Genomic DNA, 14,756 nt, shown 5'->3' on the forward strand with positions numbered 1-14,756 from the left:
TCGTCTCACGGTCCGCCCAGCTGCGGTGCCGGCCCTCGACCCCTTGACCATGGGCACGTCCTCTCGGAAGGTGGATGAGAACGGCGATCTTTGTGACCGGAAATGACGCTACCACGAGATGTGAGGTCGTCCTATAGTCGGACGGGCATGTTATTCTCCGACTTGTGACGAACGAGCGACCCTTCCGCTTCGCGGTCCAGGCCACGAAGGCGAAGTCGGCTGCCGAGTGGCGCGACCTGGCTCATCGGGTTGAGGATCTTGGGTTCTCCACCCTCTTCCTCGCCGACCACTACCTGGGGCCGGGGCCGGCGCAGCGCGAGGCCAGGTGGCCACCGCAGTACCTCGCTCCCATCGCGGCCATGGCCACCGCGGCCGCGGTGACGACCACCCTGCGCGTGGGTTGTCGGGTCTTCTGCGTCGACTACCACGTGCCTGCCGTCCTCGCGAAGGAGGCGGCGACGATCGACCTGCTCTCCGACGGGCGCCTCGAGTTCGGTATCGGGGCGGGCTGGAGCGAGCCCGAGTACCGGGCCATGGGCGTGCCCTTCGACGCGCCGCCACACCGGATCAGCAAGCTCGCCGAGGCGGTCGCGTTGTTCAAGGCCCACTGGTCCGGGGAGGCCCTCGATCAGAAGGGCGAGTTCGTCAACGTCACGGGCTACGCGGGGCTGCCACTGCCGGTGCAGCGCCCGCACCCACCGATCATGATCGGTGGCGGCCGCCGGCGGGTGCTTTCCCTCGCCGGGCGTGAGGCCGACATCGTCAGCATCTCCAACGTGCCGTTCGTCCCGGTGAACTCCGACGGCCTGACGCCCGCCGAGGAGGCGGTGCGCCGGGTGGGGTATGTGCGGGACGCCGCGGGGGAGCGCTTCGGCGGCATCGACATCGAGAGCTCGCCGTTCTTCACCCGGGTGACCAAGGATGCCGAAGAGGCCGCGCAGGCCCTCGCCCGGGTCGCGGCGACGATGCAGGTCGACGCGGGCAGCCTGATGCGGCATCCGAACGTGCTGGTGGGGTCCGTCGACGAGATCGTCGAGCGGCTACAGGAGCGTCGCGAGGCATTCGGGGTGAACTACGTCAGCATCCAGCAGTCGGAGGTCGGCGCCTTCGCCTCCGTGGTCGAGCAGCTGACCGGCCGGTGACGCTGACCGCGGCGGGCTCCGGCGCCGGTGGTCAGGGTGGCCGCCCGGGAACAGCGGCCACCCGGATGGGGTCAGCGGGCGACGTAGCCGCCGTCGACCGGGATCGCCGTACCGGTGATGAACGAGGCCTCGTCGCTGGCGAGGAACAGCGCGGCCGCGGCCAGTTCCTGCGGCAGGCCCCAGCGCCGCATCGGCTGGGGCAGCTTGCTGCCGTCCGGCGGCTCGGAGTCGTCGGCCGCGTTGGCCAGGCCGGTCCAGGTCATGCCGGGGCAGATCGCGTTGACCCGGATACGGCTCTCGGCGTAGTCCAGGGCGGCGGACTTGGTGAGCTGGATGACCCCGCCCTTCGCGGCCGAATATCCGGCCTTTCCCTTCCAGCCGACGAGCCCGGCCGCTGACGCCGTGTTGATGATCGAGCCGCCGCCATGGCGCAGCATCGCGGCGATTCCGTATTTCATGCCGAGGAAGACGCCCTTGAGGTTGACCGCGACCAGAATGTCGAAGGTCTCTTCCTCGATTTCGGCGAGCGGCTTCGGTGGACCGCCGAAGCCGGCGTTGTTGAAGAGCACGTCGAGCCGGCCGAACTCGCGTTCGGCGGTGTCGATCATGTTTTTCGCGTCGGCGGCGACGGAGACGTCGGCGTGCACCGCGACCGCGCCGTCACCAATCGTCGTCGCGGTATCTTTCTCGCGGCCGCTGATATCGGCGCAGACGACCCTGGCACCGGCCTGTGAGAAAAGCAGGGCGGTGGCCCGGCCGATTCCGGAGCCGGCACCGGTAACCACCGCCACCTTCCCCGCCAAGCGGCGTGCCGCTAGAGAATCAGAAAGCTGCTCGACCATGCCCTCAGTCTACACATCATGCGTTCGAGGTAAAGATGCCGAAATAGCAATCTTGAAGGGTTCCTAAGTCCGCCGCCTGGAAAGATTCCCGCTAAGCCGGGCAAGGCTGTGCGCCGCGGCTTGCGGGATTTTGTCGTGCGTGTTTTTGGTACCCGGGTGGATCTGGCTCGCCGGCTGCATCCCAGCTACGGCGGGGATGCAGCCGGCGACAGCGCGGCGGAGCCTCCGTGTCCGCCTCCGTGGCCGCGACCGGAGGCCCTGCGTCGGGTGTCAGGTGTCAGGAGCCGGTGAGCGAGGCCTTGTACAGCGTGTTCGCGGCGAGGCGCATGTGCGCGGCGTCGACGAGGCGGCCGTCCCGGCCGATCGCGCCCACCCCCTCGGCCTCGGAGGCCCGGTAGATCGCCACCGCCTCGTGTGCCTCCGCGACCTCCTGCTCGGTCGGCGCGAACACCTCGTTGGCGACGGCGATCTGGGCGGGATGGATCGCCCATTTACCGTCGAATCCCAACAGGCTGGCGTGCGTGGCGGCACGCCGGTAACCCTCGATGTCCTGGTACGCCGGGTAGGGCGCGTCGATCGCGTCGATGCCTGCCCCGCGCGCCGCGGCAAGCACCTGGACTCGTGCGAAATGCCAGAAATCCCCTGGATAGTCCCCTACCGGGTCGAAGTTTCCGTCCACCCGGGCCCGCAACGAGGCGGAGAGGTCTCCCGCGCCGAAGATGATCGCCTCCAGGCGGCTGCTGGCCCGGGCGATCTCGGCGGCGTTCGAGAGGCCCTCGGCCTCCTCGATGAGGACCTCCAGCGCGATCCGCCGGGTGAGCCCGAGCTTGTGCTCCAGCTGCGTGAGCAGGACGTCGACCCACCAGACATCCCGCGCGGACCGAGCCTTGGGCACGATGATCACGTCGAGCGCCTCGCGTGCGCCGGTGACGATCTCGATGATGTCGTCGTGACACCACGGAGTGTCCAGGCCGTTCACCCTGACGGCGCGGATGGTCCGTCCCCATTCCAGACCCGTGAGCGCGGCTACGGCGATGCCCCGGGCCGCCTCCTTCGCAGCTGGCGCGCAGGCGTCCTCCAGGTCGAGAAAAACCAGGTCCGCGTCGGAGGCGGCGGCTTTCTCGCACATTTTCGCGCTGCTGGCCGGAGTGGCCAGCTCGGACCGGCGGGCGCGTGGCCGGCCAGCGCCGGCGGCCACCGTGGCCGGATCCGCCGAGGCCGGGGACTCGGGCACGTCTCGTGCGGGCACAACTGCCTCCCTGTTCCTGCTCCGGCCGGGATTCCCGGTCAGATGACGGCAAATTCCGCGGCTGCTTCGGTGATCTCCTGAACGGGCCGGGAAGGCCCGTCCGAATCAGCTCGCGGGAAAGTTCTCGAAAGAGCTGTGATCCCACCGTGATGCTTCATCGAATGTTGTAGATCTGATCCGATTTCGATCCCGGGGATCGTGCGGGCATCGACTTCCGGTGTCGTGCTGTGCTGGTGGGTGGGTCGGCTGGGGTGGTGCCCGGAGGATCGCCCACTGATCACCCTCGGTGGGAACGCGTGCGAACGGCCTGGGCTCGCCCTGGCCGCGCGGCTGAATTTTCTCCGGGTGGATCACTTTCCCGCGGAGTGGGAGCGAGTTGGATTCGGTTGTTCGACTTTGTCTGCAACGTTAGTGTTGTCGCATGGCAACTGCAACTGTCGGCGGCTGCGCGGTGGGCGGGTCGTGGCACGGTGGGGTGCCGAGGGCGCGGTGGGGTGCCGGGATCGTCGGCATGCCCGGAGATGTTGCTCATCAATGACTGACCACTACTGCGGGCCGTGTCCGGAGGGACTCATGCAGGAGCAAGAACATCTGTACATCGGGGGCGAGTGGGTCGCGCCGGCGGGCACGGGCACCGGCGTGATCGAGGTCGTCTCGCCGCACAGCGAGCAGGTCATCGCCCGCATCGCGGCGGCCGGCAACGAGGACGTCGACCGGGCCGTGGCCGCGGCGCGCCAGGCGTTCGACGAAGGCCCCTGGCCGCGTCTCGACCCGGCGGAACGCGCCGAGGTCATCCGGCGGCTCGCCGGGCTGGTGAAGCCGCGCCGCAAGGAGCTCGCCGAGCTGATCAGCGCCGAGATGGGCGCGCCGATCTCGTTCGCGAAGCTGTCCCACGTGGCTCTGCCCTGGATGATGATGGGCGCCTTCGCCGACATCGCGGTGAACCTGGCGTGGGAGGAGCCTCGCAAGGGCTTCTACGGGCAGGACATCATCGTCCGCAAGGAGCCGATCGGCGTCGTCGCCGCCATCGTCCCGTGGAACATGCCGCTGTTCCTGACCGTCGGGAAGCTGGTGCCGGCGCTGCTCGCCGGGTGCTCGGTGGTGCTGAAGCCGTCCCCGGAGACGCCGCTGGACGCCTACGTGCTGGCGGACCTGCTCACCGAGGCGGGGCTGCCGCCGGGGGTCGTCAGCGTGCTGCCCGGCGACCGGGACCTGGGCGAGTACCTCGTGTCACATCCGGGCGTGGACAAGGTGTCGTTCACCGGGTCGACGGCGGCCGGTCGCCTGGTCGCCGCCTCGTGCGGGTCGAACCTCAAGCGGGTCAGCCTGGAGCTCGGCGGCAAGTCCGCGGCCGTGGTGCTCGACGACGCCGACCCGGCCGCGGTGGCGGCAGGGGTGGAGATCGCCGGGCTGATGAACAGCGGGCAGGCGTGCGTCGCCCAGACCCGGATCCTCGTCCCCCGGTCGCGGTACAGCGAGTACCTCGACGCGCTGGTCTCGATGGTCGAGTCTCTGCCGGTGGGTGATCCGTCCGACCCCGCGACGAAGGTCGGCCCGATGGTCGCCCGGCGCCAGCAGGAGCGGGTGCGCGGCTACATCGAGGAGGGGCAGAAGGAAGGTGCCCGGCTGGTCACCGGCGGCAGTGATCTGCCGGCCGGTGTCGAGAGCGGCTGGTACGTGCGCCCGACCGTCTTCGCCGACGTCGACAGCGGCATGCGGGTCGCCAGGGAGGAGATCTTCGGCCCGGTCCTGACGGTTCTGCCGTACGGCGACGACGCCGAGGCGGTACGCATCGCGGACGCCACCGAGTACGGGCTGTCCGGCTCGGTGTGGACGTCCGACATCGAGCGCGGGCTCGCGGTGGCGCGAAAGGTCCGCAGCGGCACCTTCGGCGTCAACCAGGCCTACAGCATGGACCCGAACGCCCCGTTTGGTGGGGTCAAGGCCAGCGGGATCGGGCGTGAGCTGGGCCGTGAGGGCATCGAGGGCTACCTCGACGTGAAGTCGATCTCGGTGGCCCCGGCATCCTGAACGTCGTCGGCTGGCCCGGTCACCGGGAACCGACCGGGTCCCGCCTGCCTCGGGGCCGTTGACGCGGCCCCCGGGCAGGCGCTGGAACCCAGTCCGTGGGTGGGCGCGAGCGTGCCGCGTGACCGGTCGCGACGACACCGCGTCCTGTGCCCTGCGTCCGCTCGCGGGCGAGCGGCGCGGTTATGGGGGAGCTCGGCGTTACCGGGAAGGCCGGCGTTGCCGGGAGCTCAGCAGTAGGGGGTCACAGCTGGTTGTGACCTGGCTGGCTGGGGCCGGAGCGATCACAGCCCGGCGCGGCGGGCGCGGCGGGGCTGGACGACGGGTCGACGGCGACCCAGCGACGAGCGTGGGAGAGGGCGGCACCGCTGTCCTGCAGCCTGCGCAGTCCGGCGGTCACCTCGGCGGCCGGGAGGCCGAGGTCGAGGGCGAGGACGCGCGCGCGTACCGGTCGGTCGGCCCGGGCCAGGGCGTCACGGACGGCGATGAGGGTTCGGTCGGCACGGCTCACCTTGTCCCGGTGCCGGCGCTGAGGCTGGCGCGGGACGTCACCGGCTAACCTGCTCTTCGCCTGCACCGCGGCCGTGGGGGAGGTCACAGAATGCATTGCATCACCTTTCTCGATTTCGCTTAACTTCAACAATGCCTACTTTTGCGGCTGTCGTCATGGTGAGGTTCGCCGCGTTACGCTAAGTGTTTGCCAGAATACAGCCCGCCGAATGGTGTGTTCGCTGTAACAGGACGGGCTGTTCGGTGCCCGTCGGTCGGGTGACCCGTGCTACGTTGCCCGGCCGGTCCGTTGGTGCCACTGTGCCGACCGGCAGGTGTAATCCTGCCGATCGGCAGGTGCAAACGGGCGCACCGGCCACCGGCCTCGCGGGCCCCTGACCCGCGCAATCGCCCGGCGCCGCAGCGGCGGACCGGCCGGCGGCCAGCCGAACAGCCATGTTTTCTTGGGTTTTCATGTTCATTCTATGAAGAATTTCTCAGTTGCTGTGACACGTGGTCGCCGTCCTGATTACGACACTTCCTCCGGTCGTCCGGGGATCACCGGAGCGAAACATTCCATGACGCCCGGCTGGTCCGGCGGTCGCCCAAGGTGTTGTCCTGATCGTGTCTCCCTCCTCCTTCGGTGTGGGCAGGATCATGGCCGTGAGCTGGGCTTAGGCGCCCGTGAACGGGCGCTAGTGATGGAACGAAGCCTGGTCTGCGGCGGACCACGCCGGCCGGGAGGCCTGGCCGCTCAGCCGGCCGACCACCCGCTGAAGGTCGTCGACCAGCAGATGCGCCAGCTCGCGGCTGAAGTCCGCGCGGATCACGATCCGCAGCACGGCCAGATCCGTCAGATCGGCGGGGAACCGGTAGGCGGGCACCAGCCAGCCCCGGGTCCGCAACGCCTCGGACACGTCGAAGACGCTGAAGTCCGTGCCAGCCCTCGTCGTGAAGGCGAACGCGGGGATGCCGGAGCCGTCCGAGACAAGCTCGAACGGCCCCAGCTTGGCGACCTCGTCCGCAAGCCATCGCGCATTGTCACGGCACGTGCGGGCGGTGAGCTGATAGCCGGCGTGGCCGAGTCGCAACATCGAGTAGTACTGCGCTACCACCTGTGACCCTGGTCGGGAGAAGTTCAGGGCGAACGTCGGCATCGTGCCGCCGAGATAGTCGACGTCGAACACCAGTTCGTCCGGAAGGTGCTCGGTGTCGCGCCACACAACCCAGCCGACGCTCGGATACACGAGCCCGTACTTGTGGCCTGAGGTGTTGATGGAGACGACGCGCCGCAGCCGGAAGTCCCAGTGCAGGTCCGGGTCGCAGAACGGCGCGATGAACCCGCCGGAGGCGGCATCGACGTGCACCGGGACGTCCGGGCCGCCGGTCTCGGCCAGCTGGTCCAGCGCCCGGGCGATCTGCTCCACGGGCTCGTAGGTCCCGTCGAAGGTCGAGCCGAGGACGGCCACCACCCCGATCGTGTTCTCGTCGCAGCGGGCGACCGCCTCGTCCGGCGTCAGATGGGTGCGCCCGGGAGCGAGTGGGACCAGCCGGGGCTCGACGTCCCAGTAGCGGGCGAACTTCTCCCAGCAGACCTGCACGTTCGCGCCCATGACGATGTTCGGCGCCGGAGCGTCGCGCGGGTCCCGGGCGCCACGCCACCGGCGCAGCATGGCGAGCCCGGCCAGCATGCAGGCTTCGGACGAACCCGTGGTCGAACAGCCGATCGTGTCGGCGGCGTCCGGGGCGTGCCACAGCCTGGCCAGGATGTTCACGCAGCGTGCCTCCAGCTCGGCCGTCTGCGGGTACTCATCCTTGTCGATCATGTTCTTGGCCGCGCATTCCGCCATCAACCGGTCCGCGTGCTCGTCCATCCAGGTGGTGACGAAGGTCGCGAGGTTGAGGCGGGCGTTCCCGTCGAGCATCAGCTCGTCGCGCACGACCTGGTAGGCCGTCGCCGCCGGCATCGACGAGCGGGGCAGCCGGAACCGGGGAACCGTGGTGTCGGCGTCCGGGACCGCCAGGTGTGGGCGTATCGCGACGGTCTGGTCACCGTGTTCGCCCTTCGCCCGACCATGCAGGGCCATTGGACGTCCCTCCCTCCCGCCGCCACCGGTGTCGCCAAGAGTCTGCGACCCAGCAATCGATTACGCCAGGTGACGTACCGAGCGGGGAGGGTGGTAGTCGTGGGCCCTCAGCGGGCGTCGGCCAGCGGGATGTCCGCTTGGGCACCGGTCTGGCCGCTCTGGCCGCCCGGGCCGCTCTGGCCGGTCGAGGCAGGCAGACCGGTCGACGCGGTCGAGCGGCTCCGAGGCTGCGGTGGGGCCGTTGCCAGCCGCTCGACCAGCAGCAGCGCCAGATCGTCGTGCAGGTTGCCACCGACATGGCTGGTGAGCGCGGCGGTGAGCTGATCGAGGGCGGCGCCCGGCGACACCTCCCGGAGCAGGTCGACGTGCCGGTCCAGCGGGAAGAAGGCGCGGTTGCCGTCACGCGCCTCGATCAGGCCGTCGGTGAACAGCAGCAGCCGGTCACCGATCTCCCAGTCCGTGACCGTCGTGGCGAACTGCTCACCGAGCCCGAGCGGCGGGCCGGACGGACAGGTCAGCGTGGTCGTGGTCGTGGTGCCGACGAGCAAGGGCGGATGATGACCCGCCGAGCACAGGCTGAGCTGGCCGTCCGGATGGATGTCGACCAGCAGTGCGGTCACGAAGTCCTCCGGATCCGCCTCGCGGCTCACCGACCGTGCGCAGGCGGCCGCGACCTGCCCCTGGTCGAGCCAGGTGACCGCGGCCTCGCGGAAGGCGCCGAGCACCACTGCCGCGAGCCGGACGGCGGGCAGCCCCTTGCCCCGCACGTCGCCGATGATGAGGCGGATCGTGTGCGGCGTCGCCACGACTTCGTAGAGGTCGCCGCCGACCGACGCCTCCTTGGACGCCGAGAGGTACCGGGCGGCGAAGCCGGCACCGTGCAGCGTCTTCGGCACGTCCGGCAACAGGGCCCGTTGAGCGACCTCCGCGACCGCCCGGACCTGCCGCAGCTCGGAGCTCCGGCGGATCCGGTGGGCCGAGACGTACACCGCGACGGCCACCTGGGTGGCGACCAGCACACACGCGGCGATGTGCTGGCCGCTGCCGAAGCGGTGGTCCCACACCCCGGAGACCACCGCCACGACCTCGCAGCACAGACCCAGACCCAGCGTCACCAGGGGTGGACAGGTCACGGCCGCGACCAGCGCGCCGATACCGAAATAACCGGTCGTGGACAGATCCGTGGCCGCGCCGACGGCGATCCCGGCGGCGAGGACCAGCAGGGCGGCGGTGAGCGGGTCGGTGTGGGCCCTGACCCGGTGAACCACGCTGGTGAGCATGCGCCATTGTCCCGGGCGGACGATGCCTGTCAGCCGGAGACCTTCATTTTCGCCTGTGATCGGAGGTTCGCCGGCGATCGGAGGTTCGCCGGAGTCGGATGTGCCGGAATCGGATGCGCCGGAATCGGGTTCGCCAACGTCAGGCGGGTGCCGAGGTCTCCAGCCGCCCCGGCCGGCGGGTGTACCACCGTTCGACGTCCTCCAGCTCCGCGGCCAGGGAGATCAGCGGGCCCTCGCCACCAGCCGGCCCCATCAGCTGCGCACCGACCGGCAGGCCGGCCGCGGTCAGCCCCGCCGGGACGTTGATCGCCGGCCAGCCGAGGACGTTCCACGGCCAGGTGTACGGAGCCGCCGCGATGATGGCCTGATCGGTCTCCCAGCTCGTCGGGCGGTTGAGCTCGCCGACCCGAGGTGGCGGCACCGCGGTCGTCGGTGCCAGCAGGACGTCCACCTGGCGGAAGACACGGCCGATGTACGCCCGGGCCGGAGCCTCGGCCGCCCTGGTCAGACCGAGCAGCGGCCGCAGCGCGCGCCCGTTGCGCGCGTTCGTCAGCGTCCTCGGGTCGAGCAGGCCGGGATCCGGAACCCGGCGGGACCAGTCCCGGATGCCGTCCATCGACCGGGGGAGGAAGAGGAGACCGAGCAGCCCGTACGGCGGATCGAGCGGCACCACCTCGTGCCCGAGCCGGGCGAGCACCTCGGCGAGACGTTCCACCGCGGAGCGGACAGCGGGATCAAGCGTGGCCGGCATCCCGCTGTACGGAATCCGCAACGACAGCCCGATCCGCAGCCGTGGCGGCGGGCGTTCGGCCGACCGCACGAACGACTCCATCGGTGGGGCGGCCCGGTCCCGGTCCACGGGGAGGCTGCCGGCCAGCAGATCCAGCAGCAGGGCGCCGTCGGCGACGGTGCGGGTCAGCGGGCCGAAGGTGGTCAACCCGTTGAACTGCTCGGTCACCGGTGCGCTGGAGATCCGTCCGCGCTGGGGCTTGATGCCGACGAGGTGGGTCCAGGCGGCGGGGATGCGGACCGAGCCGGCCCCATCCGAGCCGATCGCGGCGGGCACCAGCCCGGCGGCGACCGCCGCGGCCGCGCCGCCCGAGGACCCACCGGGCGAGTAGTCGAGGTTCCAGGGGTTGCGGGTGCTGCCGAACGCGGGCCCCTCGGTGAACGGCCACTGCCCGAACTCGGGGGTGTTCGTCTTCCCCACGATGATCGCTCCGCTGGCGCGCAGCCGGTGGACCATCTCGCAGTCCTCGGTCGCGGGCGGAAAGTCACCGGCGGCGCCGAACGCGGTCGGAAGCCCGGCGATGTCGGTGTCGTCCTTGATGGCGATCGGAACGCCCAGCAGCGGCAGCCGCTCGCCGGCGTCGAGCCGCCGGTCCGCCTGCGCGGCCTCTCGCAGCGCCCCGTCCGCGCGCAGGACCCGGAAGGAGTTGAGGGTGGAGGCCGTCGCCTGGATGCGTTCCAGGCTGGCCGCTACGAGCTCCTGCGAGCTCATCATCCCGGCCGCGAGCTGCGCGGCGAGTTCCCGCAGGCCGTAGAGGCCGTCGGGTTGGCCATCGTCAGCCCACACAGCAGCGGTATCCGACATCAGGCACCTCCTTGGCGCGACAGGCGCGGCGGGAGCCGTGAAGGGAACGCTAGACGACTCCGCCCGGCCGCTGCGCTCCGTTGCCGGACATGGGACGTACGAGCCAGCGCGCGGCGTCCGACCGATCCGGCCGATCCGGCCGAACACGAGCGTGCCGGAGCTCTACGAAGCGCGAGCGTGCGGGAACTCCGACGGAGCGCGAGCCTGTCGGAACCCCGACGGGCCGGGATGCGGGTCCAGGGGGGGTGGGGTGAAACGGACCTGGCGTGAGGTTCCGCCGCTGTCCCTTGAAACGGTGGGTTATCCGAAAATTCCATGGGTAGTCGGGAAGGGAGGGCAGCGCGTGCGGGCAACCGGGGAGTCCCCGCCAGCTCACCGTGCGCGAGAAGCGTGATCGACCGAGGAGGAGCGCGAGATGAATGAGGGTCCCAATACCGGAGGAAGCGCGGGATCGGGTACTGGCGGTGCCGTTTCCGTGGAAGCGGGTGGGCGCTCCGCGGACGCGGCCGAACATCCCCTGGAGGCCACCGCGACGGACAGCGGTGTGAGCGCCGCCGACATTCGCCGGAAGTTCAACGACATGACCACCGGTCTCGTCCCGCATGTGGTTTCGGCTACAGAGAAGACGCGGGATGTCGCGGAGCGGGCGGCGGGTGCGGTCCGGGAGAAGGTGGCCCAGAACCCGACGGTCGCGACCGCGACGGAGCGGACGGTCGAGGCGAAGGACAAGGCTCTCAGCACTGTGCGGGACCAGCTCGACCAGCATCCGCAGGCGGTGGCAGCTGTCGAGCGAACCGCCGTGACCAGTGGAAAGGCCGCTCGAAGCGTGGGCGAGCAGGCGCGGCGCCGTCCTCGCGCCGCCGGCGGGGCGGCCTTCGGCGTGGCGGTGCTGCTGATCCTCCGGCGGACCGTGCACCGCCGGGGGGCGACACGGTCCGCCCGCTCCGGCGACTGACCTCGCCCGATCACCTGTCGCTTTGTCCGGGGCCCGCGGAAACCGGTAAATCTGCCAGATCGTGAATTTTCAAGATAAATATGTTTGTGTCGGAACCGCCCGGGAACAATGATCTCAGTCGAACTTCGAAGGAAAAACATCTCGGTAAGGGAGAGCTCGCTGATGGTCACCTTTCTCGTCGTCATGGTCCTGCTCGGTCTTGTCGCCGGCGCGGTTGCCCGCCTGGTTCTCCCGGGCCGGGACCCGATCGGAATTCTCGGCACGATTGGCGTCGGAATCGTCGGTTCCTTCGTCGGCGGCTTTCTCGGCTATGTTCTCTTCGGTAAGGATCTCGGCGAGGGCGCCCTCCAGCCGTCGGGCGTCATCGGCTCGATCATCGGAGCCATCATCGTGCTCGCCCTGTGGCGTTCCTTCAGTGGCCGTGGTGTCTCCCGGGCCCCGCACAGCCGCCGGTACGCCCGCCGGTAGGTAGGAGCTGGCGCCCGCCTCGCGCCGCAGCGGGGCGGAGCGCCCGGAACGAGAGACTCCGCAAGGGCCGGATCCGGCTCTTGCGGAGTCTCTTTTTGCCGGCTACCTTGGGCGAAGATCGTCTTATCGTGATGTTGATGTGGCGGCACCCAGACATTTGTCGAGATGTGCGTTTTGTTGCTTCTCAGCAGTCACTGTTCGGGTCCAGGTGGAATTGTGTCGGCTTCGAGTCATCCGTTTTACGGATAATGTGCAACCGCTGATGCATCCTGTCTGTATGCACCCGCACCACGAGCCTTCACGCACGCCGCCGCCGGTCGACGGTGGTGAGCGCGGTACTGTTTGGAGCACGGCCTGGCGCCTGGGCGTGGCGCGCCGATTGCCGGAAAGCCGAGGGTGCCGTGGGTGTGCCGAGCGGTGGGTGAGCCGTTCCGGCAAGGCGGGTTCGCGTGGGTGTCGTCCATGGGCCGGTATGTCGAGATGGCAGGGAAGGCCGGGAGGGACGAGCCGTGGACGCGGTCATGGTGAGGTCGGTCAGGGCGGAGGACCTCTCCGGTCTCGAGCAGATCGACCAGAAGATCTTCGGTCATCTCGCCTATCCCTACTTCGTCCTCCGGCAGTACTTCGATGTCCACCAGAGCGAGATCCTGGTGGCCGAGTGCGAGGACAGGCTGATCGGCTATTCCATCGCGGTGCGGTCCGGTGCGGACTCCCAGCGCGATCTAGCTCACTTCCTCGCACTCGGGGTGGACATCGCGCAACGTGGGCAGGGGCATGGGCGCACGCTGGCGGTGGAGACGCTGCGGAGCCTGGACCGACGCGGGGTGAAACGGGTGCGCCTGGCCGTCGAGCCCAGCAACAAACCCGCGATCACTCTTTACGAATCACTGGGATTCGTGCGGCTCAGGCGCGAGCAGGAGTATTACGGCCCGAACGAGCCGCGGTTTCTGTACGAGCTGATGCTCGCCGCGGCCGTGTATTCGAGAGATCGCTCGTCGAGCGCGGTTCCGCGCTGACCTGGTCTGGTCCGACCTGCTCTGCTCTGACCTGCTCTGCTCTGACCTGCTCTGATCTCAGAAAGCCATGCTGGGGCGGGCGGGCTCCTGTGCTGCCGCCCGCCTACCGGGGTGCTGTGTCCGCGAGGGCGCACAGTGTGACCGCGCGCGGCCAGCCCCACGTTTCGTCGTCTGTAGATGCCGGGCCAGCCGCTGGCCCGTTCCGAAACACTGACGTGCGCATTCCGTGGGAGCCGATGTGGTGGAGCAAGAGCCCAGTGAATCCGGACCGGCCTGGACGGGGAACTCCAAGGGGCCATGGGACCTGTTCGACCCCAAGGAGTACCACGGGGACAACTACGCGGTCCTTCGCGACGACGACCGGGAGATCATCGAAGGCGTCCGGGACTTCTTCGTCACCTTCGCCGCGGAAGCGGCCGACGGCCCGACGCTGCGCGGCCTGGACGTCGGTAGCGGCAGCAACCTCTACCCCGCACTGACCATGTTGCCCTGGTGCCGGCGGCTGACCCTGGTGGAGTTCTCGGCGAAGAACGTCGAGTGGCTCAGGGACGAGGTCCAGTCCTACGGAAGCTCCTGGGATCCGTTCTGGGATGTGCTGAGCAAGGAACGCGCATACGCCGATGCCGGCGACCCCCGGCGGGCGCTCGCGGAACGGACCGAAATCCGCCGGGGCAGCGTCTTCGATCTGCCCCGGGCCCGCTGGGACATCGGGACGATGTTCTTCGTCGCCTGCTCGATCTCCACGCTGAAGTCGGAGTCCGAGCGGGCGGCCCGGTGTTTCCTGGACGCCCTCGTGCCGGGCGCGCCGTTCGCAATGGCCTACATGGAGAAGTCCAGTGGGTACAGCATCGGGGGGGTCAGTTTCCCGGCGGTGCCCCTGAGCATGGCTGAGATCGGTGAAAGCATCGAAGGAATCGTCACGGACCTCGAGACGCATCGGATCGAGACCGAGGTGCTGCTACGCGAGGGTTACGAGGCGATGGTCCTGGTACGCGGCCGGACCAGGCGGGAACCGGTAGGACCCGAGGAGCCGAAGAAAGTCGCCGTCACGCCGTGATGCCACCGAACAGGGCCCCGGCAGATGCGGGTGCCAGCCGCGCTTCGAGCCAGGAGGGCTCGCTGCCTCGCCGGTGAGGCGGTGCGCATGCGTGCGGCTTCTGAACGTCAGGACAGGGGGAACAAGCGTTGGACATCCGACCGCGGCAGCTCCTGCTGGAGCTCTGGAAGGCAGCCGCCAGGTACTCGTTTCCCGACGAGGAATGGAATTTCGGTGGCCGTGACACTTCGAATTCGACCAGTGATGCCGAGCAGCTGCTCTGTATCATGTATCCCGCCTACCAGATGGCCGGTATGGGTTTCGTCCGACCGGACGAGACGGCCGGCGACGTCGCCGAGGCCCTTTCGGAGCTCGGCGATCCCCGCCGGATCCCGCAGGTTCTGGTGCGGACTCTCCTGGCGTACATGGAGCGGTACTCCGACGAGGGCGGAAACCCAACCTTCGCCGGCGGCTCCTATTTCCGGGCCCAGCGCGAGGGCGACGAGCTGAAGCCGGACCAGCTCGGCCTGGACGTCGTCGACTCGTTCTCGATGTCCATCACGCTTTCGC

At 69.3% G+C, this 14,756-nt stretch carries 12 protein-coding genes and 1 pseudogene; 7 read left to right on the forward strand and 6 right to left on the reverse strand.

The features are described from left to right. The first annotated feature begins 164 nt into the window (after positions 1-164). Positions 165-1,142, forward strand: a complete 978-nt coding sequence (locus tag FREUN1FDRAFT_RS18610) for a TIGR03621 family F420-dependent LLM class oxidoreductase (RefSeq protein ID WP_006541681.1) — start codon at positions 165-167, stop codon at positions 1,140-1,142. Positions 1,143-1,213: 71 nt separating this feature from the next. Here the strand turns inward: FREUN1FDRAFT_RS18610 and FREUN1FDRAFT_RS18615 are convergent, their stop codons facing one another. Both FREUN1FDRAFT_RS18615 and FREUN1FDRAFT_RS18620 read right to left on the reverse strand, forming a co-directional pair. Further along, positions 1,214-1,984, reverse strand: a complete 771-nt coding sequence (locus FREUN1FDRAFT_RS18615) for an SDR family NAD(P)-dependent oxidoreductase (protein WP_006541682.1) — start codon at positions 1,982-1,984, stop codon at positions 1,214-1,216. 277 nt (positions 1,985-2,261) lie between these two features. Further along, positions 2,262-3,140 (reverse strand): CoA ester lyase, encoded by an 879-nt coding sequence (locus tag FREUN1FDRAFT_RS18620; RefSeq protein ID WP_157474974.1) that lies wholly within the window; start codon positions 3,138-3,140, stop codon positions 2,262-2,264. 666 nt (positions 3,141-3,806) lie between these two features. Between FREUN1FDRAFT_RS18620 and FREUN1FDRAFT_RS18625 the strand changes: the two genes are divergently transcribed. Further along, the gene (locus tag FREUN1FDRAFT_RS18625; RefSeq protein ID WP_006541684.1) at positions 3,807-5,264 is read left to right on the forward strand and encodes an aldehyde dehydrogenase; all 1,458 of its coding nucleotides are present in this window, start codon (positions 3,807-3,809) and stop codon (positions 5,262-5,264) included. Positions 5,265-5,505: 241 nt separating this feature from the next. On the opposite strand, the gene FREUN1FDRAFT_RS41630 is transcribed toward FREUN1FDRAFT_RS18625, so the two are convergent. The 4 genes from FREUN1FDRAFT_RS41630 to FREUN1FDRAFT_RS18645 form a co-directional block, all read right to left on the reverse strand. Further along, positions 5,506-5,868 (reverse strand): hypothetical protein, encoded by a 363-nt coding sequence (locus FREUN1FDRAFT_RS41630; protein WP_006541685.1) that lies wholly within the window; start codon positions 5,866-5,868, stop codon positions 5,506-5,508. Positions 5,869-6,445: 577 nt separating this feature from the next. Then, positions 6,446-7,837 (reverse strand): glutamate decarboxylase, encoded by a 1,392-nt coding sequence (locus FREUN1FDRAFT_RS18635; RefSeq protein ID WP_006541686.1) that lies wholly within the window; start codon positions 7,835-7,837, stop codon positions 6,446-6,448. A gap of 107 nt (positions 7,838-7,944) precedes the next feature. Further along, positions 7,945-9,117, reverse strand: coding sequence for a PP2C family protein-serine/threonine phosphatase (locus FREUN1FDRAFT_RS18640; protein WP_006541687.1), 1,173 nt, complete (start codon positions 9,115-9,117; stop codon positions 7,945-7,947). A gap of 139 nt (positions 9,118-9,256) precedes the next feature. After that, the gene (locus FREUN1FDRAFT_RS18645) at positions 9,257-10,711 is read right to left on the reverse strand and encodes an amidase (RefSeq protein WP_006541688.1); all 1,455 of its coding nucleotides are present in this window, start codon (positions 10,709-10,711) and stop codon (positions 9,257-9,259) included. A gap of 415 nt (positions 10,712-11,126) precedes the next feature. Between FREUN1FDRAFT_RS18645 and FREUN1FDRAFT_RS18650 the strand changes: the two genes are divergently transcribed. From FREUN1FDRAFT_RS18650 to FREUN1FDRAFT_RS18670, 5 genes and pseudogenes are all read left to right on the forward strand, one after another. Beyond that, positions 11,127-11,666, forward strand: coding sequence for a hypothetical protein (locus FREUN1FDRAFT_RS18650; protein WP_006541689.1), 540 nt, complete (start codon positions 11,127-11,129; stop codon positions 11,664-11,666). A gap of 162 nt (positions 11,667-11,828) precedes the next feature. Next, the gene (locus FREUN1FDRAFT_RS18655; protein ID WP_006541690.1) at positions 11,829-12,134 is read left to right on the forward strand and encodes a GlsB/YeaQ/YmgE family stress response membrane protein; all 306 of its coding nucleotides are present in this window, start codon (positions 11,829-11,831) and stop codon (positions 12,132-12,134) included. Positions 12,135-12,655: 521 nt separating this feature from the next. Next, a complete protein-coding gene (locus FREUN1FDRAFT_RS18660) occupies positions 12,656-13,150 on the forward strand; it encodes a GNAT family N-acetyltransferase (protein ID WP_063745325.1) in 495 nt (164 codons plus the stop codon). 238 nt (positions 13,151-13,388) lie between these two features. After that, a complete protein-coding gene (locus FREUN1FDRAFT_RS18665) occupies positions 13,389-14,207 on the forward strand; it encodes an SCO2525 family SAM-dependent methyltransferase (protein WP_006541692.1) in 819 nt (272 codons plus the stop codon). 128 nt (positions 14,208-14,335) lie between these two features. Then, positions 14,336-14,756, forward strand: a pseudogene (locus FREUN1FDRAFT_RS18670) (hypothetical protein); the annotation flags it as partial.

Origin of the sequence: Parafrankia sp. EUN1f, from assembly GCF_000177675.1 — a bacterium.
In the GTDB taxonomy this organism is placed as follows: domain Bacteria; phylum Actinomycetota; class Actinomycetes; order Frankiales; family Frankiaceae; genus Parafrankia.

Excerpts from the sequence above, each read along its gene's own strand:
- FREUN1FDRAFT_RS18615 (WP_006541682.1), bottom strand. The coding sequence starts at position 1,984 with ATGGTCGAGCAGCTTTCTGATTCTCTAGCGGCACGCCGCTTGGCGGGG.
- FREUN1FDRAFT_RS18625 (WP_006541684.1), top strand. The coding sequence starts at position 3,807 with ATGCAGGAGCAAGAACATCTGTACATCGGGGGCGAGTGGGTCGCGCCG.
- FREUN1FDRAFT_RS41630 (WP_006541685.1), bottom strand. The coding sequence starts at position 5,868 with ATGCATTCTGTGACCTCCCCCACGGCCGCGGTGCAGGCGAAGAGCAGG.
- FREUN1FDRAFT_RS18635 (WP_006541686.1), bottom strand. The coding sequence starts at position 7,837 with ATGGCCCTGCATGGTCGGGCGAAGGGCGAACACGGTGACCAGACCGTC.
- FREUN1FDRAFT_RS18640 (WP_006541687.1), bottom strand. The coding sequence starts at position 9,117 with ATGCTCACCAGCGTGGTTCACCGGGTCAGGGCCCACACCGACCCGCTC.
- FREUN1FDRAFT_RS18645 (WP_006541688.1), bottom strand. The coding sequence starts at position 10,711 with ATGTCGGATACCGCTGCTGTGTGGGCTGACGATGGCCAACCCGACGGC.
- FREUN1FDRAFT_RS18650 (WP_006541689.1), top strand. The coding sequence starts at position 11,127 with ATGAATGAGGGTCCCAATACCGGAGGAAGCGCGGGATCGGGTACTGGC.
- FREUN1FDRAFT_RS18655 (WP_006541690.1), top strand. The coding sequence starts at position 11,829 with ATGGTCACCTTTCTCGTCGTCATGGTCCTGCTCGGTCTTGTCGCCGGC.
- FREUN1FDRAFT_RS18660 (WP_063745325.1), top strand. The coding sequence starts at position 12,656 with ATGGTGAGGTCGGTCAGGGCGGAGGACCTCTCCGGTCTCGAGCAGATC.